Origin of the sequence: Mycolicibacterium austroafricanum (assembly GCF_000612725.1) — a bacterium.
Classification (GTDB): Bacteria; Actinomycetota; Actinomycetes; order Mycobacteriales; family Mycobacteriaceae; genus Mycobacterium; species Mycobacterium austroafricanum.
On record NZ_HG964450.1, the window covers coordinates 399346 to 413293 of the forward strand.

Genomic DNA, 13948 nt, shown 5'->3' on the forward strand with positions numbered 1-13948 from the left:
CAGCCGGGTGTCCACGGACCGCTAAGCGGCACGCAGCCGACGGGCACCCATCACGGCCTCGTAGTGGCCGAGCAACTCGTCGCAGATCACCGGCCAGGTGCGGCCCAGCACGCTCCTGCGGGCGGCCACCGAGTAGCGGCGACGCTCGGCGACCAGATGATCGACGGATTCGGCGAGCCGACTCTCGAACTCGGCGACCGGCAACAGCAGCCCGGTGCGGTAGGGCGCGACCAGGTCACGCGGGCCGCCGGCGTCGGGGGCGATGACCGGCAGGCCGGAGGCCATCGCCTCCTGGACGGCCTGGCAGAACGTCTCGTGCTCGCCGGGATGGACGAACACGTCCATGCTCGCGTACGCGGCGGCCAGTTCGTCCCCGTACAGGGCGCCGGTGAAAACCGCCCGGGGCAACTCGGATTCGAGCTTGGCACGGTCGACACCGTCACCGACGACGACGATCTGCAGATCGTCGCGGGCGTGCAGTGCGGCCAACCTCTCGACGTGCTTCTCCGGCGCCAGCCGGCCGACGAATCCGATGATCGGCCTGCCGTCCGGTGACCAGGAACGGCGCAGCCGCTCATCGCGCGCCGACGGCGCGAAACCCGTCACATCGACCCCGCGCGCCCACTTGTGGACCCGGGGAATGCGATGCGCGGCAAGGTTTTCCATCGCCGACGTGGACGGAGCCAGGGTGCGGTCGGCTTTGCTGTGCAGGCGGCGGGTCCACGCCCACGAGGCATGCGAGAGCATGCCGATGCCGTAGCTCTGGGCAAATCCGGCGACGTCGGTCTGGAACACGGCCACCGTCGGGATGCCGAGGCGGCGCGCGGCGTGCACTCCGCCCCAGCCGAGCAGCGCCGGCGACGCCAAGTGCACGACGTCGGGATCGAATCCGCGCAGCACGCCGACCATCCGGGGGCGTGGCACACCCAGCGGCAGAGACGTGATCTTGGGGAACATCATCGACGGCACCCGGTGCACGCGCACCCCGTCGTACACCTTGTCGGCCGCCGGTTGACCGCGCGGGGTGTCCGGGGCGATGACGAGAACTTCGTGACCGGTGCGGCGCAGGTGCTCGATCACCCGGAGCACCGAGTTGGTGACACCGTTGACATTCGGCAGGAACGATTCGGCGACGATGGCTACGCGCACACCAGTGACGGTGACAGCACCACCTGTCGGCGAGGTTGCGGCCAGGGATATGTCACACGAATTGCCGGTGCGGCGGCAATAACGTGCCTGCAGCCGCCACACCAGCCAGGATGGACCCATGCACTGGATCCGCCCCCTGGCCGCGCTGTCGGCGTTCGGGCTGCTGCTGACCGCCGTCGGATGCGCCGAGCAGGTCACCGGCTCGGCCCAGGTCGATGCCACCGGGGCGCCGCTGGCGGTCACCGAGGACGGCTTCGGCATCGTCGCCGGCTTCGACGACGCCCCCGCCAAGATCGAGATCTACACCGAGCCGCAGTGCACCCACTGCAGCGATCTGCAGCGCGAATTCGGGGAACAGATCGCCGACAGCATCACCGTGGGCACCCTGCAGGTCACCTACCGCCCGATGACCTTCCTCGACGACGACTATGACGGCTACTCCGCGAAGGTGGCCAACGCGCTGTTCCTGGCCACCGAGGCCGTCGACAACTCCGCGGCCACCGGAACCCAGCTGCAGCGCTTCGTCGAGGAACTATGGATCAACCAGGACCCAGGCGGCGTCGTCTTCACCGGCGACGAACTGCGCGACATGGCGATCAGCGCAGGCCTTCCGGAGGCGGTCGCCGACCACGTCGCCGCCGACAGCGAGGCCGTCGACGTCGCCGAGATGGACGACACCAACTTCGGCCTGCTGTTCGACATCGACCGCGTGGACACCGGCACCCCGACGGTGTTCGATCTCGACTCCGGGGAGAAGCTCGACATCTTCGACGACGAATGGTTGAGCAGCCTGCTGCGGACCTATTAGACGGCGGCGCGGCGCCTGCCACGGCGTTCGATGAGCGCGGTGCCGCCCAGCGCGGCACCGGCCACCAGCCAGCCGACCACCGCGATCGAGCCGGCCGGGATGATCGCCAGCGCGGCGTTGCGGTGCTGCACCCGCACCAGATCCGGGTTGTTGGTGTCGTATTCGACGTAGATGCGCATGCCGTCTTCGAGCTCGGACGGATAGAGCACCCCGAGTTCCGGGCGGTAGGTGATCCGGTCGGGGGTGACGAACTCGATGGTCGAGCGGCGCTGACCCGCATCCAGCACGGTGGCCTCGGCCACCCCGAGGTGGCGTTCGATCTGCCGGTCGTTGCGCCAGGCGCCGAGCACCAGCAGCACCGACTGCAGGGTCACCAGACACGCCGCGACGACGATGCCGATCCGGATCCGACGCCACACCCGCGCGCTGCGGGACTCCCCCGGTTCGCCGTACAGGTGCGGAACAGCGTACTGCCACAACGCTTTCAGGCGTCGCAGGAGCTCGGTCACAGGTTGGCCCTGATCGACGCGTGCAGCGCCCGCAGCGACGACCTGTCGGCCTTGACCTCCAGCACCCGCATACCGTCGAAGTCCTCGTCGAGCGCACCCGCGAGTTCACCGACCTCGATCTGGCGGCTCTCCACGTGATATGCGCGGCACAGCGCACCGACGTCGACGTCGTGGGGCGTGCCGAAGATGCGCGACGACACGTCCGAGAACCGCGGGTCACCCTGCTCCAGCAGCTCGAAGATGCCGCCGCCGTTGTCGTTGGAGACCACGATCGTCAGCTTGCGCGGAGTCGGCTCCGTCGGCCCGATCAGCAGACCGGAGCTGTCGTGCACGAACGTCAGATCCCCGATCAGCGCGACGGTGCGGCCGCCGCTCCGTTCGTGCGCCAGCGCCGCCCCGATGGCCGTCGACACCGTCCCGTCGATACCGGCGACGCCGCGGTTGGAGCGCACCTTGACGTCGGCGGTGTGGAACCCCACCAGCGCGATGTCGCGGACCGGGTTGGACGCCCCGAGCACCAGCTGGTCACCGGGGCGCAGAGCGTCGGCCACGGCCGCCGCCACATGCAGCCCCGTCGTCAACGGATGCGCGGCGAGCTGGCCGCGCACCGCGTCGACCGCGTGACGGTTGACCTCGGCGCACCTCCGAAGCCACGCCTGTGCCGGCGCACCGGCGGTGACCGCGCGGGTACCGGTGGCCTGCGAGTTGCCCGACACGTCCGGCCAGCGCGGGCCGGTGGTGAGCGCAAACACCGGAACCGCCGGGTCGGCCAACAGCGCCGAGACCGGGCGGTGCAGCGTGGGCCGGCCAAGCATGATCACCTGCTCGGGCCGAATCATCCTCAGTGCCAACGGATGCAGCGGGGTCTGCGCAGCGGGTGCGGTGGGTTCTGCGACCGTGGGCAGATGGGCCAGATTCGGGTGCACACCCGCCCCGTGCCCGGCGATGACGACCGTGTCCGGCGTCAGGTCGAGGTCCAGCGGCTGGTCGAACGTCACCGGCGGGGTGTACGTCCACGGCCTTCCGTCGGGGCGGCCGTCCGGCGCGTAGGGCACCGCGGGTTCCTGCGCGTCGGGGACCAGCGGCTCGCGCAGCGGGATGTCGAACTGCACCGGGCCCGCGTTCGCCGACCGGGCCCCCGTGGCGGCCACCACCACCCGGCATGTCGCCGAGCGCCACTGGCCGTTTAGAGACGCCATGTCGGCGTGTTCCTCTGCCAGGCCCAAGCTGATGTTGGCGCGTACCTGGGTGCCGAAATAGCCGAGTTGCTCGAAGGTCTGGTTGGCGCCGGTTCCGAGCAACTCGTAGGGCCGGTTGGCCGACAGCACGATCAACGGCACCCGGGCGTAGTTCGCCTCCACCACCGCCGGCCCCAGGTTGGCGACCGCGGTGCCCGACGTCATCGCCACGCACACCGGGGCCCGCTCGGCCACCGCCAGCCCGATCGCCAGGAAGCCCGCGGTGCGCTCGTCGATGCGCACGTGCAGCCGCAGCCGGCCGGCGCGGTCGGCGTCGTGCAGCGCGAAGGCCAGCGGAGCGTTGCGTGACCCCGGGCACAGCACAACGTCGCGGACGCCGCCGCGGATCAGTTCGTCGACGACCACCCGGGCCTGCGCCGTCGAGGGGTTCACCACTACAGGGTATCGGCGAAGAAATTGAGGATCGCGGTGTTGACGACCTGCGGCTTCTCGATGAAGCCCAGGTGGCCCGTGCCCGGGATCTCCAGGAACCGGCCGTTGGGCAGCGCGTTGGCGACCTCGCGGCCGAGGTAGGACGGCAGCACCACGTCGTCGGCGAACCCGATGACCAGGACCGGGGTGGTGACACTCTGGTAGGCCGACAGCCGGCTGCCCTGCGGCGCGATGTCCAGCTGGGTGCGCATCCCCGGCGTCGGCTTCTGCGGCCACATCGTGAACATCTCGATCCAGTCCCGTACGGCGTTGTCGTCGTTCAGCGTGTTGGGTGAGAAGCTTTCCAGCAGACGGACTTTCGCCTCGAATTCGATGGGGAGCTCGATGCCGGACTCTGCCAGTGCACGCTCGCCCCGCCAGAAGAAGTCGCGGGTGCGGTCGTGGCGTCCGCGGGTGGCCATCAGCACCGCCGACTTCACCAGCTCGGGGCGCGCCACCATCAGCTCCTGGGCGATGTAGGAGCCCATCGACAGCGCGACGATACGCACCGGGGCCAGCCCGAGGTGCTCGATCAGCGCGGCGGTGTCGCCGACCATGGTCTCGGTGGTGAAGCCCGACGCGTTCTCGGTGGCGCCGATCCCGCGGTTGTCGAACGTCACACACCGGTAACCGGCGCGGGTGAAGACCGGCACCTGATGCAGGTGCCACGTGCGCCCGGCGCCGCCACGACCTGCGATGAAGAGCACCGGATCCCCGGAGCCGCGATCGTCGAATGCCAAATTCACCCCGACGACGGTACTGGAAGCGTCGGTAAGCGCCGAGATTGTGCTCGCGGTCGCTCAACGCGCAGTGGTCACGACCCTCAGCGCAATCTCGCCGGCTCCCGGCGGGAGCGCCGCGCACGGATCCGTTTGAGGGCGGCGTCCCAGAGCAGGCCGGTCGAGGCGGCCAGCGCGGCCGGCCTGGCCATTTCCCGGCCCATCATCGCGGTGGCCAGCGCCTTCGTCGACGCCGACGCCTTCGACATGTGCCCGGAATCGAACGGCGGCTGCGGGTCGTACTCGATCGACAGCTGGATGGCCTTGGCCTTGGACTCCCCGGCGATCTGGCCGGCCAGCCACAGACCCAGGTCGATACCCGCCGACACCCCGGCCGCGGTGACCGTCTTGTCGTCGGCGACCACCACCCGCTCGTCGCCGACCGGCTGCACGCCGAACGTCTTGAGCACCGGCAGCGCCGCCCAGTGCGAGGTGGCCCGCTTCCCGTCGAGCACGCCGGACGCGGCCAGGATCACCGAGCCCGAGCAGACCGACGTGGTCCAGGTCGACGTCTGGTGGGCCCGGCGCACCCAGTCGAGCACCTTCTCGTCGCGGGCGTGCTCCATGGTGGCGAACCCGCCGGGGATCAGGATGATGTCGGGTGACGGGGTCTCGTCGAAGCTGTGCGTGGCGCCGACGAGCAGCACGTGCGAGTCGGCGGCGATCGGGCCCGGCTCGTGCCACACGAACCGCACCTCGACGTCGGGCAGCCAGCGCAGGCTCTCGTAGGGCCCGATGAAATCCAGAGCGGTGAACCCCGGATAGAGCATGATGGCGACCTGCACGGTGCACTCCTCTGTCGTTAGGCGAATGTTCTGCGGTATTGGTCCGGGGAGACGCCGAGACGCCGAACGAAGTTGCGGCGCAACGTTTCCGCCGAGCCGAAGCCGCAGCGGGCGGCGATCACCGTGACGGTGTCGTCGGTCTCCTCCAGTTGCCTGCGGGCCGCTTCGGTGCGGACCCGCTCGACATAGGCGCCCGGCGCCTCACCGACTTCCTCGGTGAAGACGCGGGTGAAGTGGCGCGGGCTCATCGCGGCGAGCCGGGCCAGCTCGGCGATGCTGTGCGCGCCGCCGGGCTCGGCCTCGACCGCCTCCTGGACGTCACGGATCGGGGTCCGCCGGGCGCGCGGCATCCATACCGGCGCGGCGAACTGCGTCTGCCCGCCCGGCCTGCGCAGATACATGACCAGGTGGCGCGCCACGATCTGCGCGGTCTCGGTGCCGTGGTCGTCCTCGACGAGAGCCAGCGCCAGGTCGATGCCGGCGGTGACACCCGCGGCGGTCCACACCTTCTCCGAGCTGCGCACGAAGATCGGGTCGGGATCGACTGTCACCGAAGGGAATTCCGCGGCCAACTGGGGCGCGTAGGCCCAGTGCGTGGTGGCCACGCAGCCGTCGAGCAGCCCGGCCTGCGCGGCCAGCACCGCACCGTTGCACACGCTGACCACCCGGCGTGCCCGCGCCGCGGCGGCGGTGATCCAGTCGATCAGGACCTGGTCCTGCCGGGCGGTGTCGGCGCCCCAGCCGCCGGGCAGCACGACGGTGTCCACCGCCTCGTCGGGACCGGGCAGCGGGTCGGCCGCCAGCGTGAGACCGGTGCCGGTGCTGACCGGCGCGCCGTCGACCGCCACGACGCGCACGTCGTATCCGTCACCGAGGCCGCGGGCACCGACCGACAGCGAGGCGCCCGTGAACACATCGAATGGTCCGACGACGTCGAGCGCCTGGACGCCGGCGAAGCCGACGATGACCACGGTGCGCACCATGGGTTCAGTGTTGGCCAGTGCGGCGACGGCGTCCAGGCCATGCCCCCCACAGATCAGGACACGAGGGGGAAGCACTCCCGGACCCGCGCGATCCACCACTGCCTGCGGTCCGGCGGGGCCGCCAGGGCGGCGATCCGGTCGGGGTCGGGGGTGACCGGCGCCGCGGGCAGATACCCGTCGACGGGAACGACGGGAGCGGCGACGTCGTCGACGAACAATCCCCCGGTGCCCAGGCCGCAGGCGTGGTCCAGCCTGGGCAGGCTTCCGGCGGCGACCAAGCCGATCCCGATGCCGACCGCGGAGTCCAGCGCGCTGGACACCACCACGGGGATGTCGATCTGCGCGGCGATGTCCAGCATCGCGTGGACGCCCCCGAGCGGGGCGACCTTGAGGACAGCGACGTCGGCGGCGCCGCTGCGGACGACGTGCAGCGGGTCCTCGGCCTTGCGGATGCTCTCGTCGGCAGCGACGGGGACCTCGACGCGTCGGCGCACCTCGGCCAGCTCGGGCACGGTCCGGCAGGGTTGTTCGAGGTATTCGATCGGCCCGTCGGCGGTCAGTGCCCGCGCAGCGGCAACCGCCTCGTCGACGGTCCATCCGCCGTTGGCGTCCACCCGGACGGTCGGCACCGCGGCGCGCACCGCGTTGACGCGCGCGACGTCGTCGGCGAGTGTCTGACCGGGCTCGGCGACCTTGACCTTGGCGGTGCGCACGCCGGGGAACCGGGCCAGCACCGCGGGGACGTCCTCGGCGGCGATCGCGGGCACCGTCGCGTTGATCGGGATGCGCGGGCGCCGCACCTCGGGCAGCGGGCGGTAGGCCGCCTCGATCCCGGCGGCCAGCCAGTGCGCGGCTTCGGCGGGCCGGTACTCGACGAACGCGCCGAACTCACCCCAGCCGGCGGGGCCGTCGATCAGTGCGAGCTCGCGGGTGGTGATGCCGCGGAACCGGACCCGCATCGGCAGCGCCACCACGTGAAGCCGGTCGAGGACGTCGGCGAGGTCGGCCACCGCTTCATCGTGCCTCAGCGGCCGGAACGCGCCGGCACCGGTGCGGCCGCGGCGTCGGACCCGGCGACGGGGTCGGCGGCCGGGGGCAGCAGCTTGAGCCCGACGACGGTGGCGATGATGCCGGTGAGGAACACGGCCTTGCCCAGCGAGGCGTGCTCGTCGCCGCTGAGCATCGCGTAGCCCACCGTCAGCGCGGCGCCGAGCCCGGTCCACACGGCGTACGCCGTGCCGATCGGGATGTGCTTGGTCGCCCAGCCGAGACCGCCGAGGCTCGCCAGCATCGCGACGAGGAACACCACCGTCGGGCCCGGCGCGGTGAAGCCGTCGGCTCTGCCGAGCGCCGTCGCCCACACCGCTTCGAGCACCGCACTCACGATCAGCACGAACCACGCCACGTCAACTCACCGCCTTCAGTCCGACGACGCTGCCGACCAACAGGCACAGCAGCAGAACCCTCGCCGTGGTGGCGGCTTCCTTCTTGGTGACGATCGCCCACACCACCGTCAGCGTGGCGCCGATGCCGACCCACACCGCGTAGGCCGTGCCGGTCGGCACCTCGGTCATCGCGTACGCCAGACCGGCGAGACTGGCGGGCATCGCGACGGCGAACACCACCGTCGGGCGCCAGCGCCGGAAACCGTTCGACATGCCGAGCGCGGTCGCCCAGACGGCCTCGAGGAAGCCACTGGCGACGAGTATCAGCCACGCCACAAGACCCTCCTGCGAGTCAGTCTTGTCTGTGCGGGTACTGCTCCCTCGTCCGCCGGCATCCGGAAATGGACGCCGCACCAGCCACGTTACACACGGGTTTCGGGATGGTCATGTCCTGGAAACACGGGGTGACGAGGGTCTCCGGCACGCCGATCTAGACCGTGGCGCGGTCGCGGCCGTCCCAGTGCGGCTTGCGCAGCTCCTTCTTGAGGATCTTGCCGGTGGGGTTGCGCGGCAGCTCGTCGGTGATGTCGACGGTCTTGGGGCACTTGTAGGCGGCCAGCCGCTCCCGGGCGAACGCGATGATGTCGGCTTCGGAGGCCTCGCCCTCGACGACCACGACAGCCTTGACCACCTCACCCCACTTCTCGTCGGGCACACCGATCACCGCGACCTCGACCACGGCATCGTGCTCGGCGAGCACCCGCTCCACCTCGATGGAGTAGATGTTCTCCCCGCCGGAGATGATCATGTCCTTGAGCCGGTCCTCGACGAAGATGTAGCCGCCGTCGTCGACGCGGCCCACATCGCCGGTGCGGAACCACCCGTCCTCGGTGATCGACTCCGCGGTCGCCTCCGGCTTATTGTGATACCCCTTCATCACTTGCGGTGAGCGGAACCACAATTCGCCCTGCTCACCGGTCGGGACGTCCTCGAGGGTGTCCGGGTCGACCACCCGCACCTCGGCGTTGGGCACCAGGGTGCCCGCGCTGGACAGCCGTTCCTCCCGGCCCGGGTCGCGGTGCGCCTCGGGTAGCAGGTGGCTGATCACCCCGCAGAGCTCGGTCAGACCGTAGGCCTGCATGAAATCGGTGTTGGGCCAGGCCTCCAGCGCCTGACGCAGCAACGGCAGCGGCATCGGCGAAGCCCCGTAGGCGAAGGTCTTGAGCGACCCGAACAGCTTGACGGCGTCCTCGCCGGCGTCGAGCACCTTGGCCAGCACCGCCGGCACCAGGAACGTGCGGTTGGCGCCCTTGAGGATCGCGCCCGCCAGCGTCATGCCGTCGACGTCGCGGGTCATCACGCTCGGGAATCCGTCGTGAATCCCGAACTGTACGTAGGACGATCCGCCGACGTGGAACAGCGGCATCGACACCATGTTCTTGTCGCCCTCGTCGAATTCGAAGCCTTCGTGGGCGTTGACGGTGTGGGCGATGATGTTGGCCTGGGTGAGCTCCACGCCCTTGGGCCGGCCGGTGGTGCCCGACGAGTACATGATGATGCAGACGTCGCCGGGTTCGACGTCGTCGGCCCGGTCGACCGGCGAGGACGCCTCCAGCATCGCCTCGTACTCGTCGTCGCCGTCGGGTTTGACCGAGATGACGTGCTCGACCTGGGTCAGCTTGTCGCGGATCTTGTCGATCGACCCCGTGAACTCCTCACCGACGATGAGCAGCTTGGCCCCTGAGTCGTTGAGCACGTAGTCCAGTTCGTCGGGCGCCAGACGGCAGTTCACGATCGCGGTCGCCGCACCCAGCGACGCCGCGGCGAACGTGAGCTCGACACACGCGGGGTGGTTCTTGTCGAGGAACGCGACGACGTCCCCGCGCGAGATCCCGCGTTCGGTCAGCGCTCCGGCCAGCCGGCGGACGCGGTCGTTCCACTGCGACCACGTCCAGGACCGCTCGAGGTAGTCCATCGCTTCACCGTCGGGATTGACGGTCGCCCAGTGGGCAAGTCGTTCGTCCAGGAATCGGGGTTCGGTCAGCTCGGCCATGCCCAGAAGCGTGCCACGCGAGCCGCTGCCGCTTGCCGGATTCGCTGGTTTGCCCCGGCTCACCGCACCAGCGGCGCGAGGTAGGTCCGGGCGTATCGCGCGACGGCCTCGTCGTCGGTCACGTCGAGCACGTCGGTGTTCACTTGCACCAGCGACGCCGCGAGCCGGATGTGGACCTCGGCGACCGCCAGCAGCTCGCTGTCGGGCATCGTCGCGCCGGCGGCGCGCAGCGCCTTGGCCATCGCCGTCGCGGCGCTGACCAGGAAGAGCCGGGCCTCGGCGACCATCTCCGTCGTCGCGGTGAACTCGCCGTCGAGCTGCAGGAAGCGGCGCATCACCGGTTCGCCGGTGAGCAGCCGGACGCCTTCGCGGAACGCGGCGACCGCGGCCTGCTGTGGACCGTCGTCGATCGCGACGGTCTGCAGCCGCGCCATCGCGAACTCGAACGTCTGGCGGCCCAGTTCGGTGATCAGCGCGTCTCGGCTGGGAAAGCGCCGGTACAGCGTGCTGCGGCTGACGCCCGCCTGGCGTGCGACGACGTCCATGCTGAGCCGGCCGACCCCGACCAGCGCGACCTCCTCGGCGGCGGCCTTCAGGATCGCCGACTCCTGCTCGGTGGGGCTGTCGGTGTTGCGTGCCCGTCGCATCGGCCTAGCCCACCGGGCACCGGCCGGCCGGCGGCGCGAACGAATCCAGCGCCACCGACCGATGCAGCCGGACCAGCTTCTCGTATTCGATCCGGTTGCGCGCCAACGGGATCAGCAAGACGCGGTCGGGAAGCGTGCGCCATGCCAGCTGCAGCAGGCGCGTGTACACCGCGAACTCGCGGTCGTGGCGGGACTCCCACCGGAAGCCGGTCATCTCCCGTATGCCGGGGTGCAGAATTCCGAATGAGCACACCTTGACCACCCGACCGGCCAACGGCCGCAGCGCCATCCAGCCCGGCGTCAGCGCCACCCGCAGCGCGGGCGGCAGCACCAGCGTGGGCAACGGCAGCTTGGTCAGATCTTGGGTGACGCGGCGCAGGAACGGATTCGACGCGAGCTCGCCGTCGACCATGTCGTCGTAGTAGGCGACGGCCTCGGCGTAGCTGGCGGGAAACTTCGCGCTCTTACCGGGCAACTCCAGGGACCGGAAGCCCTCCAGGAGTTGCTGATAGGCGACCTCACGCTCGTCGTCGTTCAGCGTGTGCCCGGTACACGGGGTGAACGAGTTCATCACGAGAAGCAGCCCGCTGACCGCGATCCAGTTCCACAGCCGGGGATCCAGCGCGCTGTAGCGGACATCGGAGAACTCACCTGTGCCGTGGCCATGGACCTCGCGGTGCATGGTCTTGAGGCGCTGCCCCTCCGCTTCGCGGTCGGTCGCGTCACCCCAGATCGCCAGCAGCGCCGAAAATCCGCTGCGCACACCGCGATCGGCGAAGTTGGAGGCGAACCGGCCGGTCTTGTCGACGGCCGCCGCGACCGGCACCAGGGCCACCTCGTCGAACGCGGCGGCACCGAACAGCCCACCCAGCACGCTGCCGGAATGCTTGCGGAATTCGTGGATCATCTTCGGGCGGACATTGCTCTTGGAGCTGAGCGTGGAGTCGACGGACTCCGTGGCGATCGCGACCATGGCGCCTCCCGGCATTGTCGTTGACACAAAGACTAGCGATTTGTGTCAACATGTCAACGGTTGCGGCGGTCGCGGGGTGCGAGCGCGCGCGAAATGCACGGGTTCGGCGGAGTGTCGGCGTGCAGACACGCGCGCTCGGCAGGCTAGGTCAGGCGCCGGTGCAGACGCCGGAATCGCGGATCGCCGTGCCGTAGACGTTGGCGGTCGCGTTGTTGGCGTTGATCTGGCCTGCGGGCACCTGCTTCTTGATCTTGTCGCTGATCTGGGTGAACTGGTACCACAACCGATAGATCGAATCCCCGTGGAACAGCGGCGAATACTCGCTCTGATCCGGATAGTTGACGATGAACAGCGTGTCGGCCCGCGGCGCGAGGAAGGCCGCGGACTGATCGAGGTTGGCCGCGACCGTCGCGCCGGCCCGCTGCACGCCGGGGTCGGACCAGTCGTCGCGGCGGTCGCCCAGGAAACGCTGGAAGCCGAACGCCTGCGCCATCAGCGTGTCGTACTGCGCGTTGAACCACTGGCAGGACTCACGTTGTGCGGTGATCTGTTCGGGCGTGACGCGGTTCTGCCACAGGTTGTACGGAAACAGTGAATAGTCCGGCATCCACGCCGAGGGGTACGGCGTGAACACCGGCAGCGTCGGGGGAACCGCATCGGAATCCGGTTGCGCGGTCGCGGTCGCCGGCACCGCGCACACCACGATGCCTGGCACCACGATGCCCACCAGCAGCAGCGCGATTCGCCGCATCACGGTGATCCGCCGAACTCCGGACGCAGGACAGGAGCCAGCGCGGCGAGCGGGATCCGCGCCTGCACGGTCCCGCCGTCCATCGACCACTGCATCAGGCCCGGGGTGAAGTTCGTCGGGGTGTCCCGTCCGACCGGATAGTCCGGCATGTAGAGGATCAACTCGTCACCCGAGATCGCCCACGCCTTGTACCCGCCGGAGTACACCTTGTCCGGGGTCCAGCGGTCCGGGGTGAACGGATAGGTGCCGGGCTGGTGCGGCGGCGGCGCGGCGTCGAGGGCAGCCACGATGAACGGCGCACCCAGGCGCGGGATCTCGGCCAGGTGGTCGACGCCGGGTTTGAACAGATCGGCCAGCTGCACCTGCCGCCCGCCGACGAACGTGAAGGTGCGATACGCATCACTGACGATGGGGGCGTTCGGATGCGCCAGGGCGTCGGTACCGACCGTGCCCGAGTACATCTCGTGGAAGACGGCCGTCATCGCCTCACCCCGGTGAAGGATCTGGAAGTGCTGCTCTCCGAAGCTGTTCTGCACCATCTTCGTCGCCGCGTTGCGCCAGTTGTTCATCAGGGTGGTGAGGTACGCCCGGATCACGGGGTTCTCCACGAGATCACCGGGCAGCGCAATCCTGATGTCTCGGGTCGCTTTGCGCTCCGACACCACCGATGTCGTACAGAACTGCCCGTCCCACTGACCGCCGAGTTCGTCACAGAACGACGCAGCTGACGCCGACGCGGGCGACGCGGTGGCCATCACGACCGACGCCAGCACAGCGGCAACACCACTGCACGTCAACCGGCGTACCATTACGCCAACTCGACTTTGGCTGCGCGCCAACGCCCGTCGACGTACTCCATCGTCATCTTGATGCGGCTGCGGTCGATGCGAGGGTCCGGGACCGCGGAATTGGTCACCGACTGATCCACGAACAGCAACACCACCACCCGGCCCTCTTCCACCGACTGGATCGCCGACTCGACGACCACGCCGCGCGATGCGGCCTTGTTGTCGATCAGCAACTGCCGCAGCTGCATACTGGATTCGGAGTACATGTCCTTGAACTCACCGGTGGCACCGTCGAGGACCTGGTTGAAGTTCTCGTCGACCTTCGCCGAATCGATACTCGTCAACACCTGCGCGTAGGTCACCGCGGCCTGGCGCGCCTGCTCGCCGGCCTGCGTCAGCTGGTGCTGTTTCCATGTCATCCAGCCGAGCACACCCGACACCGCCAGCAGCGCGGCGAACACCAGCGCGACGACGCCGAGCAGGACCCGGCGCCGCCATCCGCGGGCGGTCATCGGCTCATCCGGGTCCGAATCGTCGTCTGCAGGCTCGGTTTCGGTGTGCGCGTCGTCGACGTCGGCATCCCCGGGACCGGCGCCCTCGGGCGTCTGTTCGTCGTCGGCGCTCGTGTCGGGTTCGTCGTCGCGGGTGCTCTGCGTGGTGACCGTCAT

At 69.6% G+C, this 13948-nt stretch carries 16 protein-coding genes and 1 riboswitch; of the genes, 1 reads left to right on the plus strand and 15 read right to left on the minus strand.

Annotation, left to right across the window (positions count from 1 at the left end; all coding sequences use genetic code 11):
- Window positions 1–21: 21 nt before the first annotated feature.
- Window positions 22–1149 carry a glycosyltransferase family 4 protein gene (locus tag BN976_RS01870; RefSeq protein ID WP_036367458.1) on the minus strand — a complete coding sequence of 376 codons (1128 nt, stop codon included), beginning with the start codon at window positions 1147–1149 and terminating at the stop codon, window positions 22–24.
- Between the two features lie 118 nt (window positions 1150–1267).
- Here BN976_RS01870 and BN976_RS01875 point away from each other — a divergent pair, with 118 nt between their 5' ends.
- The gene (locus BN976_RS01875) at window positions 1268–1957 is read left to right on the plus strand and encodes a DsbA family protein (protein WP_036367459.1); all 690 of its coding nucleotides are present in this window, start codon (window positions 1268–1270) and stop codon (window positions 1955–1957) included.
- Here BN976_RS01875 and BN976_RS01880 read toward each other — a convergent pair.
- From BN976_RS01880 to BN976_RS01945, 14 genes are all read right to left on the minus strand, one after another.
- Entirely contained in the window at window positions 1954–2466 is a 513-nt protein-coding gene (locus tag BN976_RS01880) for a DUF3592 domain-containing protein (protein WP_036367461.1), read from the minus strand. The two genes, BN976_RS01875 and BN976_RS01880, sit on opposite strands and share 4 nt — an antisense overlap.
- The gene (gene menD / locus BN976_RS01885) at window positions 2463–4097 is read right to left on the minus strand and encodes a 2-succinyl-5-enolpyruvyl-6-hydroxy-3-cyclohexene-1-carboxylic-acid synthase (protein ID WP_084182223.1); all 1635 of its coding nucleotides are present in this window, start codon (window positions 4095–4097) and stop codon (window positions 2463–2465) included. Before menD ends, BN976_RS01880 begins: the two co-directional genes overlap by 4 nt.
- A gap of 2 nt (window positions 4098–4099) precedes the next feature.
- On the minus strand, window positions 4100–4882 hold the full coding sequence (locus BN976_RS01890; RefSeq protein ID WP_036367464.1) for an alpha/beta fold hydrolase: 783 nt from the start codon (window positions 4880–4882) through the stop codon (window positions 4100–4102).
- A 77-nt stretch (window positions 4883–4959) separates the two neighbouring features.
- Window positions 4960–5700, minus strand: a complete 741-nt coding sequence (locus BN976_RS01895) for a DJ-1/PfpI family protein (RefSeq protein ID WP_036367466.1) — start codon at window positions 5698–5700, stop codon at window positions 4960–4962.
- A gap of 17 nt (window positions 5701–5717) precedes the next feature.
- The gene (locus BN976_RS01900) at window positions 5718–6683 is read right to left on the minus strand and encodes a GlxA family transcriptional regulator (RefSeq protein WP_036367468.1); all 966 of its coding nucleotides are present in this window, start codon (window positions 6681–6683) and stop codon (window positions 5718–5720) included.
- A gap of 53 nt (window positions 6684–6736) precedes the next feature.
- Window positions 6737–7693 (minus strand): o-succinylbenzoate synthase, encoded by a 957-nt coding sequence (locus BN976_RS01905; protein ID WP_036367470.1) that lies wholly within the window; start codon window positions 7691–7693, stop codon window positions 6737–6739.
- 14 nt (window positions 7694–7707) lie between these two features.
- Window positions 7708–8088, minus strand: coding sequence for a DMT family transporter (locus BN976_RS01910; protein ID WP_036367471.1), 381 nt, complete (start codon window positions 8086–8088; stop codon window positions 7708–7710).
- Window position 8089: 1 nt separating this feature from the next.
- Window positions 8090–8404: a DMT family transporter gene (locus tag BN976_RS01915; RefSeq protein WP_013470670.1), complete on the minus strand. Its 315-nt coding sequence runs from the start codon at window positions 8402–8404 to the stop codon at window positions 8090–8092.
- 10 nt (window positions 8405–8414) lie between these two features.
- A riboswitch (guanidine-III (ykkC-III) riboswitch) is annotated at window positions 8415–8481 on the minus strand.
- 77 nt (window positions 8482–8558) lie between these two features.
- A complete protein-coding gene (locus tag BN976_RS01920; protein WP_036367490.1) occupies window positions 8559–10121 on the minus strand; it encodes a long-chain-fatty-acid--CoA ligase in 1563 nt (520 codons plus the stop codon).
- Between the two features lie 59 nt (window positions 10122–10180).
- A complete protein-coding gene (locus BN976_RS01925) occupies window positions 10181–10768 on the minus strand; it encodes a TetR/AcrR family transcriptional regulator (protein WP_011896092.1) in 588 nt (195 codons plus the stop codon).
- Between the two features lie 4 nt (window positions 10769–10772).
- Complete coding sequence (locus BN976_RS01930; protein WP_036368982.1) at window positions 10773–11741, minus strand: oxygenase MpaB family protein; 969 nt, start codon at window positions 11739–11741, stop codon at window positions 10773–10775.
- Between the two features lie 148 nt (window positions 11742–11889).
- Window positions 11890–12492 carry a hypothetical protein gene (locus tag BN976_RS01935; protein WP_199558876.1) on the minus strand — a complete coding sequence of 201 codons (603 nt, stop codon included), beginning with the start codon at window positions 12490–12492 and terminating at the stop codon, window positions 11890–11892.
- The gene (locus BN976_RS01940; RefSeq protein WP_036367493.1) at window positions 12492–13301 is read right to left on the minus strand and encodes a mannan-binding protein; all 810 of its coding nucleotides are present in this window, start codon (window positions 13299–13301) and stop codon (window positions 12492–12494) included. The genes BN976_RS01935 and BN976_RS01940 overlap by 1 nt, the downstream gene beginning before the upstream one ends.
- The gene (locus tag BN976_RS01945; protein ID WP_036367495.1) at window positions 13301–13948 is read right to left on the minus strand and encodes an Rv1363c family protein; all 648 of its coding nucleotides are present in this window, start codon (window positions 13946–13948) and stop codon (window positions 13301–13303) included. The genes BN976_RS01940 and BN976_RS01945 overlap by 1 nt, the downstream gene beginning before the upstream one ends.